18 protein-coding genes are annotated in these 18,208 nt (G+C 64.2%); 2 read left to right on the forward strand and 16 right to left on the reverse strand.

The window, feature by feature from the left end; all coding sequences use genetic code 11:
- Positions 1–65 precede the first annotated feature (65 nt).
- The 16 genes from bioB to RY831_RS07580 form a co-directional block, all read right to left on the reverse strand.
- A complete protein-coding gene (gene bioB, locus RY831_RS07505) occupies positions 66–1,097 on the reverse strand; it encodes a biotin synthase BioB (RefSeq protein ID WP_326505698.1) in 1,032 nt (343 codons plus the stop codon).
- Complete coding sequence (gene bioD / locus RY831_RS07510; RefSeq protein WP_326505699.1) at positions 1,097–1,843, reverse strand: dethiobiotin synthase; 747 nt, start codon at positions 1,841–1,843, stop codon at positions 1,097–1,099. Before bioD ends, bioB begins: the two co-directional genes overlap by 1 nt.
- Positions 1,840–3,051, reverse strand: a complete 1,212-nt coding sequence (bioF, locus tag RY831_RS07515; protein WP_326505700.1) for an 8-amino-7-oxononanoate synthase — start codon at positions 3,049–3,051, stop codon at positions 1,840–1,842. The genes bioD and bioF overlap by 4 nt, the downstream gene beginning before the upstream one ends.
- Before the next feature lie 2 nt (positions 3,052–3,053).
- A complete protein-coding gene (gene bioA, locus RY831_RS07520) occupies positions 3,054–4,397 on the reverse strand; it encodes an adenosylmethionine--8-amino-7-oxononanoate transaminase (RefSeq protein ID WP_326505701.1) in 1,344 nt (447 codons plus the stop codon).
- 79 nt (positions 4,398–4,476) lie between these two features.
- Entirely contained in the window at positions 4,477–5,262 is a 786-nt protein-coding gene (locus tag RY831_RS07525) for an enoyl-CoA hydratase/isomerase family protein (protein WP_326505702.1), read from the reverse strand.
- A gap of 39 nt (positions 5,263–5,301) precedes the next feature.
- Positions 5,302–6,909 (reverse strand): carboxyl transferase domain-containing protein, encoded by a 1,608-nt coding sequence (locus tag RY831_RS07530; protein WP_326505703.1) that lies wholly within the window; start codon positions 6,907–6,909, stop codon positions 5,302–5,304.
- 104 nt (positions 6,910–7,013) lie between these two features.
- Entirely contained in the window at positions 7,014–7,415 is a 402-nt protein-coding gene (locus RY831_RS07535; RefSeq protein WP_326505704.1) for a YchJ family protein, read from the reverse strand.
- A gap of 28 nt (positions 7,416–7,443) precedes the next feature.
- Positions 7,444–7,848, reverse strand: a complete 405-nt coding sequence (locus RY831_RS07540) for a rhodanese-like domain-containing protein (protein WP_326505705.1) — start codon at positions 7,846–7,848, stop codon at positions 7,444–7,446.
- Positions 7,849–8,022: 174 nt separating this feature from the next.
- A complete protein-coding gene (locus tag RY831_RS07545; RefSeq protein ID WP_326505706.1) occupies positions 8,023–9,153 on the reverse strand; it encodes an acyl-CoA dehydrogenase family protein in 1,131 nt (376 codons plus the stop codon).
- A 63-nt stretch (positions 9,154–9,216) separates the two neighbouring features.
- Positions 9,217–9,885 carry an SDR family oxidoreductase gene (locus RY831_RS07550; RefSeq protein ID WP_326505707.1) on the reverse strand — a complete coding sequence of 223 codons (669 nt, stop codon included), beginning with the start codon at positions 9,883–9,885 and terminating at the stop codon, positions 9,217–9,219.
- 86 nt (positions 9,886–9,971) lie between these two features.
- A complete protein-coding gene (locus tag RY831_RS07555; RefSeq protein ID WP_326505708.1) occupies positions 9,972–11,156 on the reverse strand; it encodes an acetyl-CoA C-acetyltransferase in 1,185 nt (394 codons plus the stop codon).
- A gap of 15 nt (positions 11,157–11,171) precedes the next feature.
- A complete protein-coding gene (aceK, locus tag RY831_RS07560; protein WP_326505709.1) occupies positions 11,172–12,983 on the reverse strand; it encodes a bifunctional isocitrate dehydrogenase kinase/phosphatase in 1,812 nt (603 codons plus the stop codon).
- Between the two features lie 2 nt (positions 12,984–12,985).
- Entirely contained in the window at positions 12,986–13,915 is a 930-nt protein-coding gene (locus RY831_RS07565; RefSeq protein WP_326505710.1) for a pyridoxal-phosphate dependent enzyme, read from the reverse strand.
- A 63-nt stretch (positions 13,916–13,978) separates the two neighbouring features.
- Positions 13,979–14,428, reverse strand: coding sequence for a PaaI family thioesterase (locus tag RY831_RS07570; protein ID WP_326505711.1), 450 nt, complete (start codon positions 14,426–14,428; stop codon positions 13,979–13,981).
- A gap of 76 nt (positions 14,429–14,504) precedes the next feature.
- Complete coding sequence (locus RY831_RS07575) at positions 14,505–15,689, reverse strand: isovaleryl-CoA dehydrogenase (protein WP_326505712.1); 1,185 nt, start codon at positions 15,687–15,689, stop codon at positions 14,505–14,507.
- Between the two features lie 136 nt (positions 15,690–15,825).
- Entirely contained in the window at positions 15,826–16,263 is a 438-nt protein-coding gene (locus tag RY831_RS07580; RefSeq protein WP_326505713.1) for a MerR family transcriptional regulator, read from the reverse strand.
- Between the two features lie 182 nt (positions 16,264–16,445).
- Here RY831_RS07580 and RY831_RS07585 point away from each other — a divergent pair, with 182 nt between their 5' ends.
- Positions 16,446–17,513, forward strand: coding sequence for an MBL fold metallo-hydrolase (locus tag RY831_RS07585; protein WP_326505714.1), 1,068 nt, complete (start codon positions 16,446–16,448; stop codon positions 17,511–17,513).
- A 264-nt stretch (positions 17,514–17,777) separates the two neighbouring features.
- The gene (locus RY831_RS07590; RefSeq protein ID WP_326505715.1) at positions 17,778–18,179 is read left to right on the forward strand and encodes a hypothetical protein; all 402 of its coding nucleotides are present in this window, start codon (positions 17,778–17,780) and stop codon (positions 18,177–18,179) included.
- Positions 18,180–18,208: the final 29 nt, after the last annotated feature.

The raw sequence follows: 18,208 nt of genomic DNA on the forward strand, positions 1-18,208 counted from the left end.
GTTGTGATGCATGTCCTGCGCGATGGCTTCCCCCGGATGGAAGAAGCCGTCGGTACTGCGTTTTCCTATCCGTTTGCCACCATCTTGGCATCGACCTGCGTGTGCTTGACGCGAATGCCGAGCTTCTGCAGCAGCGCCATGTCGGCATCCGCATCCGGATTGCCGGTGGTCAGCAGCTTGTCGCCGTAGAAGATGGAATTGGCGCCGGCCTGGAAACACATCGCCTGCACCGCCTCGCCCAGCTCGCGCCGGCCTGCCGACAGGCGCACCCGCGCCTTGGGCATGGTGATGCGGGCCACCGCGATGGTGCGCACGAATTCCAGCGGGTCGAGCGGGTCCTGGCCGTAGAGCGGCGTGCCGGGCACCTGCACTAGGTGGTTGATCGGCACGGACTCGGGGTAGGGATCGAGGTTGGCCACCTGCGCCACCAGGCCGGCGCGCTGCTTGCGCGACTCGCCCATGCCTACGATGCCGCCGCAGCAGACCTTGATGCCGGCGTTGCGCACGCGGTCCAGGGTGTTCAGGCGGTCTTCGTACTGGCGGGTGGAAATGATGTCGTTGTAGAACTCGGGCGCGGTATCGAGGTTGTGGTTGTAGTAGTCGAGGCCGGCGGCGGCGAGGCGCTCGGCCTGGCCCTCTTCCAGCATGCCGAGCGTGGCGCAGGCTTCCAGGCCGAGTTCCTTCACGCCGCGCACCATCGCTTCGACATGGTCGAGATCGCGGTCCTTCGGGCTGCGCCAGGCGGCGCCCATGCAGAAGCGGGTGGCGCCGTGCGCCTTGGCGGCACGGGCGGCTTCGAGCACGGTTTCCAGTTCCAGCAGCTTCTGCGCGGTGACGCCGGTGTCGTAGCGCGCTGCCTGCGGGCAGTAGCCGCAGTCTTCCGGGCAGCCGCCGGTCTTGATCGACAGCAGGGTCGCCAGTTCGACTTCCTGCGGATCGAAGTTTTCACGGTGCACCTGCTGGGCGCGGAACATCAGTTCGTTGAACGGCAGCTCGAACAGTTCCAGCACCTTTTCCACCGGCCAGGCTTGCGCGGCTTCGGCGCGGGCAGCGGCGGGTGTGCGGAGTTCGTGAAAGGTAATGGCTTGCGATGACATCAGGCTTCCTTTGCTTCTGGTGAAAACGGGTGGGACGTTGCAGCCGTACCGGCAGCGGGCCAGTTCGGCAGTCTTGAAAAATCGAGGTGGGCCGCGGCGGCCGATGCCGATACAGCCGGCAGGCGAGGAATGACGCCGAGCAGCGGCGCGGGCAGCCGCATGCGCAGTGTGTCGATGTTGTCGATCTGATGGCGCATTTCCGCATCGACCACGTTGGCGACCCAGCCAGCCAGCCGCAGTCCGCGCGCTTCAATGGCTTCGGCGGTGAGAAGCGCATGGCTGATGCAGCCGAGCCGCAGGCCGACCACCATCACCACAGGCAGCGCCAGCTTTTGCGCGAGGTCGGCGGTATCGAAATCCTCGGTCAGCGGCACGCGGAAACCGCCGACGCCCTCGACCACCACCGCGTCGGCGGCTGCGGCGACCTGCCGGTAACAGTCGAGGATGCGGTCGATATCGAAGCGCACGCCTTCCAGCGCGGCGGCGATATGCGGCGCGGCCGGTTCCTGCAGCAGGTAGGGCGTGGTCAGCGACAGCGGCAAAGCCAGATTGGCGGCAGCCGCGATCGCATCGACATCCTCGTTGCGGGGCACGCCGTCGCGCAGTTCGGTGCCGGCGGCGATCGGCTTCATGCCGGCGGCGCGCACGCCGGTGCGCGCCAGCGCATGCAGCAGCGCGCTTGTGGTGAGCGTCTTGCCGATCTCGGTATCGGTGCCGGTGACGAAGTAGGCTGTCGTTGCAGTCATGGCATCTCTCCGATCTCGCGCTCGGCCGCATTGAAGGCTTGCGCCAACCGGGCGACGTCGGCGGAGACATGCGCGGCCGACAGCGTGATGCGCAGGCGCGCGGTACCGGCCGGCACGGTGGGCGGGCGGATCGCCGGCACCCAGAGTCCCTGTTCATGCAGCAGCGCGGCGGCCCGCAGCGCCGGCTCGTTGGAGCCGATGATCACCGGCTGGATCGCGGTCCGCGACGGCAGCAATTGCCAGTGTTTCAGGCGCAAGCCGTCCTGCAGCTGCGCGACAAGTTGCCGCAGATGCGCGCGCCGCTGCATGCCTTCTTCGCCGGTGATCAGGTCGAGGCTGGCCAGCAGCGCATGCGACAGCGCCGGCGGCGCGGCGGTGGTGTAGATGTAGGGCCGCGCGCGCTGCACCAGCCATTCGATCACGGTCGCATGGGCGGCGACGAAGGCTCCGCCGACGCCGGCGGCCTTGCCCAGCGTGCCCATGTAGACCAGGTTGGGCGAGCGCAGGCCGAAGTGTTCCAGCGCGCCGTGGCCATGCTCGCCCAGCACGCCGAAGCCGTGGGCGTCGTCGACCACCAGCCAGGCATCGTGCCGTTCGCACAAGGCAAGCAATGCCGGCAGCGGCGCGAGGTCGCCGTCCATGCTGAACACGCTGTCGGTCGCCACGATCTTCGTCTTCGATGTGCTGGCCTTGAGCAAGCCTTCGAGCGCTTCGATGTCGCCATGTGCATAGACCTTCACATTGGCGCGCGACAGGCGGGCGCCGTCGATCAGCGAGGCATGGTTCAGCGATTCGGAAAACAGGTCGGTGTCGCGTCCCGACGCAGCAGACGCGGCGGCCAGCGCGGTCAGCACCGCGAGATTGGCCATGTAGCCGGTGCAGAAGGTGAGCGCCCGCGCCTGTTCGATGTACGGCGACATCAGTTCGGCGAAGCGTTCCTCCAGCAGGTCGTGCGCGCGGGAATGGCCGCTGATCAGGTGCGAGGCGCCGCTGCCGGCGCCGTACTTCGCCGCGCCTTCCTGCAGCGCCTCGACCAGGCGCGGATGCGCGGCCAGGCCGAGATAATCGTTGCTGCAGAAGGCGAGCATGGGCCTGCCGTCGACAGTGACGTGCGGTGCGCACGGCGTGTCGGCGACGCGGCGGCGGCGCAGCAGCTTTTGCTCATCAAGCCTGTGCAGTTGCTGTTCGAGCTGGGAGAGCAGATGCATGATCAGCCCCTCATCACTTCGTCGAACACCGCATGCGTGCGGGCGGCGAGGCTGTCGCTTTCCTCGTCGTCGAGGATGTAGGGCGGCATCAGGTAGACGGTGCGGCCGATCGGGCGCAGCAGCAGTTCATGCTGCAGCGCGCTGGCGAAGAACTTGCTCGAGAACGCGGGATCGTCGGTGATGGCATCGAAGGCCCAGATCATGCCGCGCTGGCGGAAATGCATTACCCGCTCGTCTTCGGCCAGCGGCATCAAGGCGGTGGTGAGCCTCGCCGCGCGCTCTCGGTTGCGCTCGAGCACATCGTCCTGCTCGAAGATGTCGAGCGTGGCCAGCGCCGCGCGGCAGGCCAGCGGATTGCCGGTGTAGGAATGCGAATGCAGGAAGCCGCGCTTGACGTCGGCATCGTAGAAGCCCTGGTAGATCTCGTCGCGCGTCATCACCAGCGACAGCGGCAGGTAGCCGCCGCTGATGCCCTTCGACAGGCAGACGAAGTCGGGCCAGATGTTGGCCTGCTCGCAGGCGAAGAAACTGCCGGTGCGGCCGCAGCCGACAGCGATTTCGTCGGCAATCAGGTGTACGCCGTAGCGGTCGCACAGCGCACGCGCCTCGGCCAGATAAGCCGGGTCGTACATCGCCATGCCGGCGGCGCACTGCACCAGCGGCTCGACGATGACGGCGGCAATCTTGTCGCCGCGCTCCGCCAGCAACTGCTCCAGCTGCTTCGCCGCGCGGCGCGCTACGTCGGCGGCGCTCTCGCCGGCTTCGGCGGCGCGTGCATCGGGCGATGCGACCACATGCGCCTGCTGCAGCAGCGGACCGTAGGCGTCGCGGAACAGCTGCACATCGGTGACCGCCAGCGCGCCGATGGTTTCGCCGTGGTAGCTGCCTCGCAGGCAGACGAATTCGCGCTTGTCGGTCTTGCCGCTGTTGCGCCAGAAATGAAAGCTCATCTTCAGCGCGATTTCAACCGCCGAGGCGCCGTCGGATGCATAGAAGCAGTGGCCGAGCGCATGGCCGGTAAGCGCGGACAGCTTTTCCGACAGCTTGATCACCGGCTCATGGGTGAAGCCGGCGAGCATCGCATGCTCGAGCAGGTCGAGCTGGTCCTTGAGCGCGGTATTGATGCGGGGATTGGCATGGCCGAACAGGTTGACCCACCAGGAACTGATGGCGTCGAGATAGCGCCGGCCGTCGGCGTCGAACAGCCAGGCGCCGCGGCCGTGGCTGACCGGCACCAGCGGCATCATCGATTCATGATGCTGCATCTGGGTGCACGGATGCCAGACGCTGGCCAGGCTGCGCGCGACCCAGTCTCCGGTTTGTTCGCTAGGTTGACGTGTATTCAAAAGCGGCTCCACAACTTCGTTGCACCCCTGGGGGCGTGTTTCCGTTACGGGGTGCAGGAAGCTTATCTCGCTGACTCCATTACTCCAGCCACCCCGGCTTGCGTTTTTCCAGGAAGGAACGCACGCCCTCGCGGCCCTCGTCGGAGCTGCGGATATCGGCGATGCGCAGCGCCGTGTCGGCGATCAGCTCGGCGCAGAGCGGCGCGCCGGCCACATCCTGCACCAGGCGCTTGGCCTCCTTGACTGCGTGGGGACTGTTCGACACCAGCGCCTTGACGATCTCGGCGACGGTCGCATCGAGCGCATCGGCGGCAGCGACGGCGTGCACGAAACCGATGCGGTGCGCCTCCTGCGCGGAAAAACGTTCTGCCGTCAAAAAATACCGGCGCGCGGCGTTTTCGCCCATGGCCTTGATGACGTAGGGCGAGATTGTCGCAGGAATCAGGCCCAGTTTTACCTCGGACAGGCAAAAATTCACTGTCTCGGAGGCAACACTAATGTCGCAGGCGGCCGCCAGCCCCATGCCGCCGGCGTAGCAGTCGCCCTGGATCTTTGCCACCACCGGCTTGGGGCAGGCGTAGATGGCCCGCAGCATTTCCGCCAGCTGGGCCGCGTCGGCGCGGTTCTCCTCGTGGGTGTAGCCGGCCATCTTCTTCATCCAGTTGAGGTCGGCGCCGGCGCAGAAGGCCGGGCCGTTCGCCGCCAGCACGATGGCGCGCAGGTTTTCATCCCTGCCGAGTTCGCCGAACACCTGGGTGATCTCGGCGATCGTCGTCTCGTTGAAGGCATTGCGCACCTCGGGGCGGTTGAGCGTGACGGTGGCCAGCTTGCCTTCGATCTTCACATCCAGTGTCTGCCAGTTCATGGTTGTCCTTTATTGTTGGTCACAGCCGCTTATTGCCGCTTACATGCGGAACACGCCGAACTTGGTCTCGGGAATCGGCGCATTGAGCGAGGCGCTCAAGCCCAGTCCCAGCACCATGCGGGTATCGGCCGGATCGATCACGCCGTCATCCCACAGCCGGGCCGTCGCGTAATACGGATGGCCCTGGTGCTCGTACTGTTCGCGGATCGGCTGCTTGAAGGCTTCCTCCTCGTCCTTGCTCCAGCTGCCGCCGCGGCCTTCGATGCCGTCGCGCTTGACGGTCGCCAGCACGCTGGCCGCCTGTTCGCCGCCCATCACCGAGATGCGCGCATTCGGCCACATCCACAGGAAACGCGGTGAGTAGGCGCGGCCGCACATGCCGTAGTTGCCGGCGCCGAAGCTGCCGCCGATGATGACGGTGAACTTCGGCACGGCAGCTGTAGATACCGCGGTCACCATCTTGGCGCCGTTGCGGGCGATGCCTTCGTTCTCGTACTTGCGGCCGACCATGAAGCCAGTGATGTTCTGCAGGAACACCAGCGGGATCTTGCGCTGGCAGCACAGTTCGATGAAGTGCGCGCCCTTCAGTGCCGACTCGGAGAACAGGATGCCGTTGTTGGCGATGATGCCGACCGGCATGCCGAAGATGTGGGCGAAGCCGGTGACCAGCGTGGTGCCGTAGCGCGCCTTGAACTCGTCGAACTCGCTGCCGTCGACGATGCGGGCGATGATTTCGCGCACGTCGAAGGGCTTGCGGGTATCGGTGGGAATAACGCCGTAGACTTCGCGCGGATCGTACTTCGGAGCCACCGGCTCCCGCAGCACCAGCTGCTGCGGTTTTTTCCGGTTGAGATTGCCGACGATCTTGCGCGCCAGCGACAGCGCATGCAGGTCGTTCTGCGCCAGGTGGTCGACCACGCCGGACAGCCGGGTATGGACGTCGCCGCCGCCCAGGTCCTCGGCGCTGACCACTTCGCCAGTGGCAGCCTTCACCAGCGGCGGCCCGCCGAGGAAGATGGTGCCCTGCTCCTTGACGATGATGGATTCGTCGCTCATCGCCGGCACATAGGCGCCGCCGGCGGTGCAGGAACCCATGACGACGGCGATCTGCGGAATGCCCTTGGCCGACAGGTTGGCCTGGTTGAAGAAGATGCGGCCGAAATGGTCGCGGTCGGGAAATACATCATCCTGGTTGGGCAGGTTGGCGCCGCCGGAATCAACGAGATAAATGCAGGGCAGGTGGTTCTGGTCGGCGATTTCCTGCGCCCGCAGGTGCTTCTTGACCGTCATCGGGTAATAGGTGCCGCCCTTCACGGTGGCGTCGTTGCAGACAATCATGCATTCATGGCCGGCGACGCGGCCGATGCCGGCGATCACGCCGGCGGCCGGCGCGGCATTGTCGTACATCTCGTAGGCGGCCATCTGCGACAGTTCGAGGAAGGGCGTGCCGGGATCGAGCAGCATCTGCACCCGGTCGCGCGGCAGCAGCTTGCCGCGCGCGGTGTGCTTCTTGCGCGCCTCTTCGCCGCCCCCCAGCGCCAGCTTCTCCACCTTGGCTTTCAAGTCGTCGACCAGCGCCTGCATCGCTGCGGTATTGGCCTTGAAGTCTTCGCTGCGCGGCGACAGTTTGCTTTCTATTTGCGGCATGTTGTTGTCATCCTTTTTATCTTGTTGATTCGTGATCAAGCGATGTTGTCGTCATTCGCCTTTCATCCTTGCACCCTTGTGAAGTGCTGGTGTGCGGCGATGTCTTAAGTCTTTTCCGGAAAACTGCCATCCACGTAAAACCACTTGCCGTCCTCGCGTACGAAGCGGCTGATTTCATGCAGGCGGTGCGCCCGTCCGCCGATCTTGTAGCGGGCGACGAATTCCACCGTCGCGCGATCGCCATCTTCGGCATTCGGCACATGCCTGCGCACGTCCAGCCCCAGCCATTTCATGTCGTCATCCTGCGCCACCGGCTCGGCAGGCCGGGTCGTAGCATGCCATGTAGCCTTCAGATACGCTTCATTGCGCAGCACATAGGCGGTATAACGCGAGCGCATCAACAGGTCGGCGGCCGGCGCCGGCACGCCGCCTTCGATGAAGCGGCCGCAGCAGGCTGCATAGTCCTTGCCGCCGCAGGGGCAGGCGGTGGATTGCGGCTTGTTCATTTCGATACTTGCTGCAACATTTCGACCATCAGACCGTCTTCGCTTTCTCTGTCTTGTCCGCGGTGGGCGCGCCGGCCTTCTTCCATGCGCCGAAGCCGCCTTCGATGTGCGCGACCTTGTCCATGCCCATGTCCAGCAGCGTCTTGGTGGCCAGCGCGCTGCGCAGGCCGCCGGCGCAGAAGAAGATGTATTCCTTGTCTTCGCCGAACACCGGCTTGTAATACGGCGACTCCGGATCGACCCAGAATTCCAGCATGCCGCGCGGCGCGGAGAAGGCGCCGGGAATCACGCCTTCGCGCTCGAGCTCGCGTGGATCGCGGATGTCGACGAACTGCACGTTGGGGTCTTCGTATTTTGCGCGGGCCTGTTCGACGGTATAGGTCTTGATTTCAGCCATCGCTTCATCGACGAGGGCCTTGTAGCCTTTTTTCATTGCTGTTCTCCTCGGTTTTTTGGTCTTGCGGCATTGCTCCGTCCGCAAGGCCTCATCACTCCCTCCCCTTCAAGGGGAGGGTTGGGGTGGGGATAGGTTTTCGTGCGTGCACTGGACCCATCCCCCTCCCAACCTCCCCCTTGAAGGGGGAGCCGCTGGGCCGCTCGATATGCCCTACTGCAGCGCCCTCGCAATCAATATCTTCTGGATATCGCTCGTCCCCTCGTAAATCTGGCACACCCGCACATCCCGGTAAATCCGTTCCACCGGAAAATCGCTGACATAGCCATAGCCGCCGTGAATCTGTATCGCGTCCGAGCAGACCCGCTCGGCCATTTCGCTGGCGAACAGCTTGGCCATTGCGGCTTCCTTCAGGCAGGGCTTGCCGGCATCCTTCATGCTAGCCGCATGCATGATCAGCTGCCGCGCCGCTTCGATCTGCGTTGCCATCTCCGACAGCTTGAACTGCACCGCCTGGTGCTCGAACAGGGTCTTGCCGAAGCTGGTGCGCTCTTTCGCATACGCCAGCGCCGCTTCGAAGGCGGCGCGCGCCATGCCGACCGATTGCGAGGCGATGCCGATGCGCCCGCCCTCGAGGCCGGACAGGGCGATCTTGTAGCCCTGGCCTTCCTCGCCGATCAGGTTTTGCGCCGGGATGCGGCAATTCTCGAACAGGATCTGCGCGGTGTCCGATGAATGCTGGCCCAGCTTTTCTTCCAGGCGCGCGACGATGTAGCCGGGCGCGTCGGTCGGCACCCAGAAGGCGCTGATGCCCTTCTTGCCGGCGGCCTTGTCGGTCACCGCCATCACGATGGCGACGTCGGCGGTCTTGCCGCTGGTGATGAATTGCTTGACGCCGTTGAGCACATAATGGTCGCCGTCGCGCACGGCGCTGGTGCGCAATGCGGAGGCATCGCTGCCGACATGCGGCTCGGTCAGGCAGAAGGCGCCGAGCATGTCGCCGCGTGCCAGCGGCTTGAGGAAGCGCTCCTTCTGCTCGTCGTTGGCATACATCATGCCGATGCTGCAAACCGGGCAGTTGTTGACCGAGATGACGGTCGAGGTGCCGCCGTCGCCGGCGGCGATTTCTTCCAGCACCAGCGCCAGCGACACATAGTCGAGGCCGGCGCCGCCGAGTTCTTCCGGCACCGCGACGCCGAAGGCGCCGAGCGCGGCCAGGCCCTTCAACTCGTCGGCCGGGAAGTGGTGCTCCTTGTCCCAGCGCGCCGCATTGGGCGCCAGGCGCTCCTGCGAAAAACTGCGCAGCGCGTCGCGGATCATTTCATGCTGTTCGGATAGAACCATCTGCTGTCCCCTTGCACGGCACGCTTGCGCCGGCCGTGCCATGTTGTGTTGTGCGGTGTATTGTTACCAGGCGATGCTGCGGCCGTCGTAGCTCTGGAACGATCCGCTGTGTTCCGGGCCGAGGCCGGCGATCACTTTCAGCATGCCGGTCACGCTGTCCTCGACCGAAGTCGGCGCATCCGGCCCGCCCATGTCTGTCTTCACCCAGCCGGGATTCATCGCCGCCAGCGTGGCCTTCGGGTAATCGAAGGACGCGCTCTTGACCGCCATGTTGAGTGCCGCCTTGGAAGCGCGGTAGACCCAGCCGTGGCTGGATTCGGTTTCGCCTATGCTGCCCATGCCGCTGCTGATGAACACGAATTTTCCCTGCCGTGCTTCGACCAGCGGCGCGATCAGCGGGATGGCCTGCATCGCGCCGAGCACGTTGGTGCGCATGACCTTGTCGAAATCCTCGGCGGTCGGCATCGCCGTCGCCTGGCCGCCGCTGCCGTAGAAGCCGGAGACGTAGACGGCCAGGTCTAGCTTTTCATCGTCGAGCTGCCAGCCGAGCCCGGCCAGCGATTCCGGCTTGAGCACGTCGAGCTTGAGCGCTTCGGCGCCTTCGTCGCGCAGGGCCTGCAGCGCATCGTCGCTGCGCGCGGTGGCGATGACCTTCCAGCCGGCGGCGCGCAGCTGGCGCACGAATTCGTGGCCGATGCCGCGCGAGGCGCCGATGATGAGTGCGGTGGGCATGATGATCTCCCGGTTCGGAGTAAAGGGCGGATGTCCGCCGGGATACCGGCGGACCTCTTCGTTAGACGCTCATTGAGCGCCCTGGCTTACACCAGCTCGATCGCCATCGCGGTGCCTTCGCCGCCGCCGATGCACAGCGCCGCCACGCCCAGCTTGCCGCCGGTCTTCTGCAGCGCGCCGATCAGGGTGACGATGATGCGCGCGCCGGAAGCGCCGATCGGATGGCCGAGCGCGCAGGCGCCGCCGTGGATGTTGATCTTGTCGTGCGGGATGTCGTGTTCCTTCATCGCGGCCATCGGCACCGCGGCGAAGGCTTCGTTGATCTCGAACAGGTCCACATCCTTGGTGGTCAGGTTGAGCTTCTTGTACAGCTTCTCGATCGCGCCCACCGGCGCGGTGGTGAACCAGTTCGGTTCCTGCGCATGGGTGGAGTGGCCGAGCACGCGGGCGATCGGCTTGCAGCCGAGCTTCTTGGCGGTTGATTCGCGCATCAGCACCAGCGCCGCGGCGCCGTCGTTGATCGACGAGGAGGATGCTGCGGTGATGGTGCCGTCTTTCTTGAACGCCGGCTTGAGCGAGGGAATCTTGTCGAGCTTGGCCTTGAGCGGGCCTTCATCCTTATCGATGACGACGTCGCCTGCTTTCGCGGCCACCGTGACCGGCGCGATTTCCCACTTGAAGGAGCCGTCGTTGGTGGCGGCCTGGGCGCGCTTGACCGATTCGATCGCATAGGCGTCCTGCTCTTCGCGGGTGAACTTGTACTTGTCGACGCATTCCTCGGCGAAGGTGCCCATGGAACGGCCCTTTTCATAGGCGTCTTCCAGGCCGTCGAGCATCATGTGGTCGTACATCATGCCGTGGCCGATGCGGTAGCCGCCGCGCGCCTTCGGAATCAGGTAGGGCGCGTTGGTCATGGATTCCATGCCGCCGGCGACGACCACCTCATTGCTGCCTGCCAGCAGCGAGTCGTAGCCGATCATCGCGGCCTTCATCGCCGAGCCGCACATCTTCGACAGCGTGACCGCGCCGGCGGAAGTCGGAATGCCGGCCTTGATCGCGGCCTGGCGCGCGGGCGCCTGGCCCTGGCCCGCCATCAGGCAGTTGCCGAACAGGACTTCGTTGACATGGCTGGGTTCGAGATTGGCGCGCTCGACGGCGGCGCGGATCGCGACCGCGCCGAGGTCGGATGCGGACAGGCCGGCAAAGTCGCCCTGGAAGGCGCCCATCGGGGTGCGGGCGGCGCCGACGATAACAATAGGATCGTTGTTCATGTGAAGTCTCCGAGGTCAAGCGGCATGCGCCGCGGGGGGTAGGGGTTTGTAGCTGAAACGCAATTCCTGCGGATACGGGAATACGTCTTCGATATGGCCATCCAGGATGCGCTGTTTGGCCTGTTGCCAGTACTGCGGGGTGAGCAGGTCGGCATGGTGCTTCAGGAAATATTTTCTGACTTGCGGCACACCCAGCAGGAAGGTGCCGAACTGTTCGGGAAAGACATCGTTCTTCGCCACCGGATACCAGGGCTCGCTGGCCATTTCATCTTCCTCGTTGCGCGGTGCGGGAATCGCGCGGAAGTTGCAGTCGGTGATGTATTCGATCTCGTCGTAGTCGTAGAACACCACGCGACCGTGCTTGGTGACGCCGAAGTTCTTGTACAACATGTCGCCGGGGAAGATGTTGACGCCGACCAGATCCTTGATCGCATTGCCGTATTCGACAATCGCGTGCTCGATGGCCGCATGGTCGCCGCGCTTCTCGGCGTCGGCGAGCCACATGTTGAGCGGAGTCATGCGGCGCTCGATGTACAGGTGCCTGATGACGATTTCGTCGCCCTCTTCCTCGATGATGGATGGAGCGACCTTCTTCAGGTCGGCCAGCAGTTCGTTCGAGAAGCGCGCGCGCGGAAAGGCGACGCTGGAATATTCGAGCGTGTCGGCCATGCGGCCGACGCGGTCGTGGTTCTTCACCAGCAGGTATTTTTCCTTGACCAGTTCGCGCGTGGTGTCCTTGGGCGGCGGGAAATAATCCTTGATCACCTTGAACACGTAGGGAAAGGACGGCAGCGCGAACACCACCATCACCAGGCCGCGTATGCCGGGCGCGGATTCGAAGCAGTCCGACGAATACTTGAGGTGATGCAGGAAGTCGCGGTAGAACGCCGCCTTGCCCAGCTTCTGCAGGCCGAGGATGGTGTAGATCTCGCTGCTCGGCTTGTACGGCATCAGCGTGCGCAGGAAATGCACGTAGGCCGATGGCACTTCCATGTCGACCATGAAATAGGCGCGGGTGAACGAGAACAGCACCGTGATCAGGGTCGGATCGAACAGCACCGTGTCGAGCACCAGCTCGCGCCTGCGGTTGTACAGGATGGGCACGACGAACGGATAGATGCGGTTGCCGTTGATGCCCTTGCCGACGATGTAGGCGCCCTTGTTGCGGTAGAACAGGCTGGCCAGCACCTGGATCTGGTGGTTCGGCTCCAGCAGGTCGGAACCGAACATGGCCCGCATGCGCGCCTCGACGAAGCCGATGTCGCGGTCGAGGTCGGCAAACGGGGCGGCCAGTTGGAAATTGGTAACGATGCGCTTCAGGGTGTAGTGCAGCCCGTCCTTGGCCGGATAGTAGACCCGGTAGGTCGGCTGCAGGCCGTCCGGCTCGATGTATTCGGTCGAGACCGCGCGCCGCACGAAGATGAAATCGTTATGGAAATAGGTGCGGTGCAGGATGTTGCAGCAGACCGAGTTGAAGAAGGTTTCGGCCAGTTCCGGCTGCTTGTGGTTGATCAGCAGGCCGATGTAATGCAGCTTGACCTCGCGCCACACCTCGCCGCCGATTTCCTCCGGCTCGTATTCGTCTTCCAGCGCCTGCACGCATTCCTGCACCCGCTTGTCGTAGAACGCGATTCTTTCCCGCGCCTTGGCCTGCGCCGTCTTCCAGTCGCCGGTTTCGAAATAGCGCTTGGCATCCTGGCTGGCGTCGCGGAACAGGCGGTAATGCTTGTCGAAGCCGTCGAGGATGGCGCGCGCGATATCGAACGCGATCTGGGAACGGAGCAGCTTGGGGAATTCAGGCTGGGCAGTCTGGGCGGTCTGTGCCATGGCTAGCGCTCGAATTGGGTTTTCCAGGCTTCCAGTTTAGCCAGATCCACGCCGATCCCGCCGCACACGACCACCAGCGGTTTTTCGAACGCGGCCAGCGCCGGCACGCTGTGGTACACCGCCGACAGCGCGGCGCCGCAGGCCGGCTCCACCAGCGTGCGCATGTCGTCGGCGAAACGGCGGCAGGCGCTTACCGTTTGCGCATCGGACACCACCACGCTGCGCACATCGTGCCTGCGCGTCCATTCGAAAGCCTGGCGCGCGACGCGCCGGGCGGCCAGCGAGGTGGCGATGGTCTTGACCTCGGGCAAGGTCACCAGTTCGTTAGCTTTCATCGCGGCATGCAGCGAGGCGGCGCCTTCGGTCTCGGCGGCGATCACCGGGATGTGCGCCAGGCCGTTGCGGTGCAGGCCGGCGATCACGCCGCACATCAGTCCGCCGCCGCCGACCGCGCAGATCACCGCGTCGAAGTCGGCGCCCTGGACCGCGGCTTCGTCGATCAGGGTGGCATTGCCGTCCCAGATGTCTTCATGGTCGAACGGCGGCACATAGACCGTGTCCGGCTGTTCGCACAATTGCAATGCGTGTTCGTGGCTCTCGTCCCAGACGCTGCCGTGCACGACCACTTCGGCGCCGATGCCGCGGATGCGGTGTCGCACCGATTCATGCGTGGTCTGCGGCACCACGATGGTGGTTTGCATGCCGAGCGCGACGCCGGCCACCGCAGCGGCGAAGCCGGCATTGCCGCCGGACGGGCAGACGAAGTGGCGCACGCCGCGCTCGGCGGCGCGCTGGCAGAACAGGCCGATGCCGCGCATCTTGAAGGAGCCCGACGGCTGCAGGTTCTCCATCTTGAGCAGGATCTGCTTGCCGATGGCGGCGGACAGGCTGTCGTGGCGCAGCAGCGGCGTGGTGAGGTGCAATGAAGCCATGATGCGATGGTAATCCGTTCTTTCTCTGTTCCACACCTCGTAAAAATACGGGCGTTCAGTTTTTTAGATTGCGGCCGCTTCGCCGGTGCGGGCGACGACCGCCATGGTCCCGCTGAATTTGCTGATGAGCACTTCCCTGTCGCCGCTGACGGCATGAACCTCGGATTCCACGACATGGAAGGCTTTGCCCGGCTTGAGCACCTGCGCGCGGCACCGGAGCGATTCGCCGATGCCCGGCCGCAGCAGATGCATCTTGAATTCCACGGTCAGGATGAAGCCCTCGGCCGGCGTCACGGTCATCGCGGCGCCGCCCGCGGTATGGTCGGCGATCGTCGTCTGCACACCGGCGTGGATGACGCCGGTGTGCTGCAGATGACGCGGCCCGATGCGAAGGATGGATTCACACCAGCCGGGACCGCAATCGACAAGGGTGATGCCGATTTCGTTCAGGAAAGCCGCCTCACCGAAACCCTGTTCGACGACGCGGCGGTAATTCGGATCGGGGGAATGCATTGTATGCGCTCCATGTGGGCTCCGCTTGCGGCGCACCCTTGTCAGGCAGGGTGCGCCGCGTTCATGCCGCTTGGCCTTACTTGGTTTCGGCGAACAGTTCGCGGCCGATCAGCATGCGGCGGATCTCGCTGGTGCCGGCGCCGATTTCGTAGAGCTTGGCGTCGCGCCACAGACGTCCGACCGGGTATTCATTGATGTAGCCGTTGCCGCCCAGGGTCTGGATCGCCTCGCCGGCCATCCAGGTCGCCTTTTCCGCCGAGTACAGGATGGCGCCGGCCGCATCCTTGCGCAGCGCCCGCACCGCTTCCGGATTCTTCGCCCGGTCGCAAGCCTGGCCGACCGCGTACACGTAGGCCTTGCAAGCCATCATGGTCGAATACATGTCGGCGATCTTGCCCTGCATCAGCTGGAATTCACCGATCGGCTGGCCGAACTGCTTGCGTTCGTGGATATAGGGCACCACCGCATCCATGCATGCCTGCATGATGCCGAGCGGACCGCCGGAGAGCACGGTGCGCTCGAAATCGAGGCCGGACATCAGCACGTTGACGCCCTTGCCCAGGCCGCCGAGCACGTTTTCCGCCGGCACTTCGCAATCCTGGAACACCAGTTCGCCGGTGTGGGAGCCACGCATGCCGAGCTTGTCGAGCTTCTGCGCGATCGAGAATCCCTTGAATCCCTTTTCGATCAGGAAGGCGGTCATGCCGCGCGGGCCGGCTTCGATGTCGTTCTTCGCATAGACCACCAAGGTGTCGGCGTCGGGTCCGTTAGTGATCCACATCTTGGTGCCGTTCAATACCCAGCGGTCGCCCTTGAAATCGGCACGCAGCTTCATGCTGACCACGTCGGAGCCGGCGTTCGGCTCCGACATTGCCAGCGCGCCGACGTGTTCGCCGGAAATCAGCTTGGGCAGGTATTTCCGCTTCTGCTCCTCGGTGCCGTTGCGCTTGATCTGGTTGACGCACAAGTTGGAATGCGCGCCGTAGGACAGGCCGACCGAGGCCGAGGCGCGGGAGATTTCCTCCATCGCCACGATGTGGGCGAGATAGCCCATGTCGGTGCCGCCGTATTCCTCGCCGACGGTGATGCCGAGCAGGCCGAGCTCGCCCATCTTTTTCCAGAGGTCCATCGGGAACTGGTCGGTGCGGTCGATTTCTGCGGCGCGCGGCGCGATTTCCGCCTGCGCGAATTGCTGCACGGTTTCGCGCAGCGCGGCGATGTCTTCGCCATGGTCAAAGGTCAAGCCGGGCAAGTGGATCATGTCGTCCTCGTTTTATAGGAGTGATGCGATTGTTTGAGTTGGCAAAACTTCTGGCGCGATGCAGCGCATCATACCGCCAAAATGACGTTAACGTAAACGTAAAGCGGGTACCGTAAAACTACCTTGTTGAGGCGGCTCAGGCGGCATCCTTGATCCTGCGCGCGGCCGGCTTTTTCTCCGGGGATTTCAGAGACTTTTCATCGCTGAGCAGGCGCCTGCATTCTTCCTCGTGCGCGGAAATTTCAGCGAGCGTGACATCGATATCCTCGCGCTGCCGCTCCAGGGTTTCCCGGTGCTGGGCCAGCACCGCCAGGAAGCGCTTGAGCTGCGGCGCGGTGTCCTTCGGCGATTCGTACATGTCGACCAAGGCCTTGATTTCACTGAGGCTCAGGCCGAGCCGCTTGCCGCGCAGGGTAAGCTTGAGGCGGGTGCGTTCGCTGGCGCTGTAGACCCGGGTGCGGCCGCCCGCGCCCTCGCGCTTGGGGTTCAGCAGGCCCTGGTCTTCGTAGAAGCGGATGGCGCGGGGCGTGATGTCGAATTCGCGGGCGAGCTCGGTGATGGTATAGGTTGGCATGAAGGAATTCCGGGGTCGTCAGCAGTGAAAAACGAATGTGTTTAGAATCACTGTAAAGCAACTGCAGTTTACGTTAACGTAAAGGCGCGCACTGGCGTATTGTAGGCGTGTCCGCCCTAAATGTGAACCGGCGCAAACTGCGGCGATCGCCGCCCTTAACATGCTTCCCTGGAGCCGCCCTCATGAATCCCCTGGAATCCCAACTCGAGTATCCGTTCGGCGATCAGCTGCCGTCGTCAGGAACGGTGATGGAAGTCGCCCCCGGCCTGTTCTGGCTGCGTGCCGGCCTGCCTTTCGCGCTCGACCACATCAATCTCTGGCTGCTGCGCGACGGCCCGGGCCAGGCAGGGGGACAGGACCGGGACGGCTGGACCATCGTCGACTGCGGCATCAGCAGCGACGCCACGCGCGACGCCTGGGAATCGGTGTTCGCCACCGCGCTCGGCGGCCTGCCGGTGCTGCGGGTCATCGTCACCCATTGCCATCCCGACCACGTCGGCCTGGCCGACTGGCTGTGCAAGCGCTGGAACGTGCGGCTGTGGATGACCGCCGGCGACTACGGTTTCGCCCGCATGATGTCGGCGGCGCTGCCCGGCGTCGACGGCGTGGCGGCGATTCCCCACTTCGTGCGCCACGGCCTGAGCGAGGCGTCGATGCGGGAAAAGGTCGAGGGCCGCAAGAGTTACTATCCGAGCATGGTGCCGGCTATGCCGGAGTCGTATCACCGCATCGTCGACAACCAGGTCTTTCGCATCGGCGGCCATGACTGGCAGGTGATCACCGGCTTCGGCCATTCGCCCGAGCATGCGGCGCTCTACTGCGCCGGCCTCAACCTGCTGATTTCCGGCGACATGGTGCTGCCGCGCATTTCGACCAATGTGTCCGTGTTTGCGGTCGAGCCCGAGTCCAACGCGGTGCAGATGTACCTGGATTCATTGAAGAAATTCAGCCACCTGCCGGCCGACACGCTGGTGCTGCCGTCCCATGGCCGGCCGTTCCGCGGACTGCATACCCGTATCGGCCAGTTGAACGACCATCACCGCGACCGGCTGGCCGAAGTCGTCACTGCCTGCGCGATCCCGCAGACGGCGGCCGACATCGTGCCCATCATGTTCCGCCGCCCGCTCGACACGCACCAGATGAGCTTCGCGCTCGGCGAGGCGCTGGCCCACCTGAACAAGCTCTGGCATGACGGCGTGCTGGTCAGGGAGACCGACGACGCAGGCGTTATCCGCTTTCGCACCGCCTGACGCCAGCACGCTGGATCGGGAGATGGAAAGGCCGGCCGCAGCGCCGGCCTTTTTCTTTTTCCGGCTCCAGCGCGCCGCGGCCTGCAAATTTCGACGCAACTATTGAGCAATCCGACCTTTTATGAAAATGTTGAATTTATATTATTCATTGCGCCAGTTTACTTGATACATAATGTGTTACCTTTCCTTTACACATTTGGTCACAAGAAGTTCCTGTCGCCAGTAGACTGACTGTCAAGCGTCGACATGGAATAGTGCGCGGTCATGAATCCAACTATAGAACGAGAAGGCTTTAGCGAGCGGCTTCAGAAAGCGCTGCGCAACGCAGAATATTCATCCGACAGCCCGACGCAGCTGGCGAGGGAATTCAATGTCCGTTTCGAAGGCCGTCCGATCACGGTTCACGCCGCCCGCAAGTGGCTGGTCGGCGAAGCCATCCCAACCCAGGAAAAGTTGCGTACCCTGGCGCAATGGCTGGGCGTGTCGACCGAGTGGCTGCGTTTCGGCGGCGACGACCAGGCCGCGGCCGAAGCCGGCACTTCCGCTTCCCGCTTCGAATCCACCGACGTCAAGCTGCTGACCGACCTGCAGCGCCTCGACAAGCATCACCAGGCGCTGGCCCGCGAATTCATCCGCATGCTGGTCAGGATGAACCGGGAAAAGTAGGACGCCGCCCGCCGCTCGTCAGCCGCCCA

The organism is Noviherbaspirillum album, from assembly GCF_035916955.1.
Taxonomy (GTDB): domain Bacteria; phylum Pseudomonadota; class Gammaproteobacteria; order Burkholderiales; family Burkholderiaceae_D; genus Noviherbaspirillum; species Noviherbaspirillum album.

What these genes read in the sequence shown, in the direction of transcription:
- bioB (WP_326505698.1), bottom strand. Translation starts at nt 1,097, where the DNA reads ATGTCATCGCAAGCCATTACCTTTCACGAACTCCGCACACCCGCCGCT.
- bioD (WP_326505699.1), bottom strand. Translation starts at nt 1,843, where the DNA reads ATGACTGCAACGACAGCCTACTTCGTCACCGGCACCGATACCGAGATC.
- bioF (WP_326505700.1), bottom strand. Translation starts at nt 3,051, where the DNA reads ATGCATCTGCTCTCCCAGCTCGAACAGCAACTGCACAGGCTTGATGAG.
- RY831_RS07525 (WP_326505702.1), bottom strand. Translation starts at nt 5,262, where the DNA reads ATGAACTGGCAGACACTGGATGTGAAGATCGAAGGCAAGCTGGCCACC.
- RY831_RS07530 (WP_326505703.1), bottom strand. Translation starts at nt 6,909, where the DNA reads ATGCCGCAAATAGAAAGCAAACTGTCGCCGCGCAGCGAAGACTTCAAG.
- RY831_RS07535 (WP_326505704.1), bottom strand. Translation starts at nt 7,415, where the DNA reads ATGAACAAGCCGCAATCCACCGCCTGCCCCTGCGGCGGCAAGGACTAT.
- RY831_RS07540 (WP_326505705.1), bottom strand. Translation starts at nt 7,848, where the DNA reads ATGAAAAAAGGCTACAAGGCCCTCGTCGATGAAGCGATGGCTGAAATC.
- RY831_RS07545 (WP_326505706.1), bottom strand. Translation starts at nt 9,153, where the DNA reads ATGGTTCTATCCGAACAGCATGAAATGATCCGCGACGCGCTGCGCAGT.
- RY831_RS07550 (WP_326505707.1), bottom strand. Translation starts at nt 9,885, where the DNA reads ATGCCCACCGCACTCATCATCGGCGCCTCGCGCGGCATCGGCCACGAA.
- RY831_RS07555 (WP_326505708.1), bottom strand. Translation starts at nt 11,156, where the DNA reads ATGAACAACGATCCTATTGTTATCGTCGGCGCCGCCCGCACCCCGATG.
- aceK (WP_326505709.1), bottom strand. Translation starts at nt 12,983, where the DNA reads ATGGCACAGACCGCCCAGACTGCCCAGCCTGAATTCCCCAAGCTGCTC.
- RY831_RS07565 (WP_326505710.1), bottom strand. Translation starts at nt 13,915, where the DNA reads ATGGCTTCATTGCACCTCACCACGCCGCTGCTGCGCCACGACAGCCTG.
- RY831_RS07570 (WP_326505711.1), bottom strand. Translation starts at nt 14,428, where the DNA reads ATGCATTCCCCCGATCCGAATTACCGCCGCGTCGTCGAACAGGGTTTC.
- RY831_RS07575 (WP_326505712.1), bottom strand. Translation starts at nt 15,689, where the DNA reads ATGATCCACTTGCCCGGCTTGACCTTTGACCATGGCGAAGACATCGCC.
- RY831_RS07580 (WP_326505713.1), bottom strand. Translation starts at nt 16,263, where the DNA reads ATGCCAACCTATACCATCACCGAGCTCGCCCGCGAATTCGACATCACG.
- RY831_RS07585 (WP_326505714.1), top strand. Translation starts at nt 16,446, where the DNA reads ATGAATCCCCTGGAATCCCAACTCGAGTATCCGTTCGGCGATCAGCTG.
- RY831_RS07590 (WP_326505715.1), top strand. Translation starts at nt 17,778, where the DNA reads ATGAATCCAACTATAGAACGAGAAGGCTTTAGCGAGCGGCTTCAGAAA.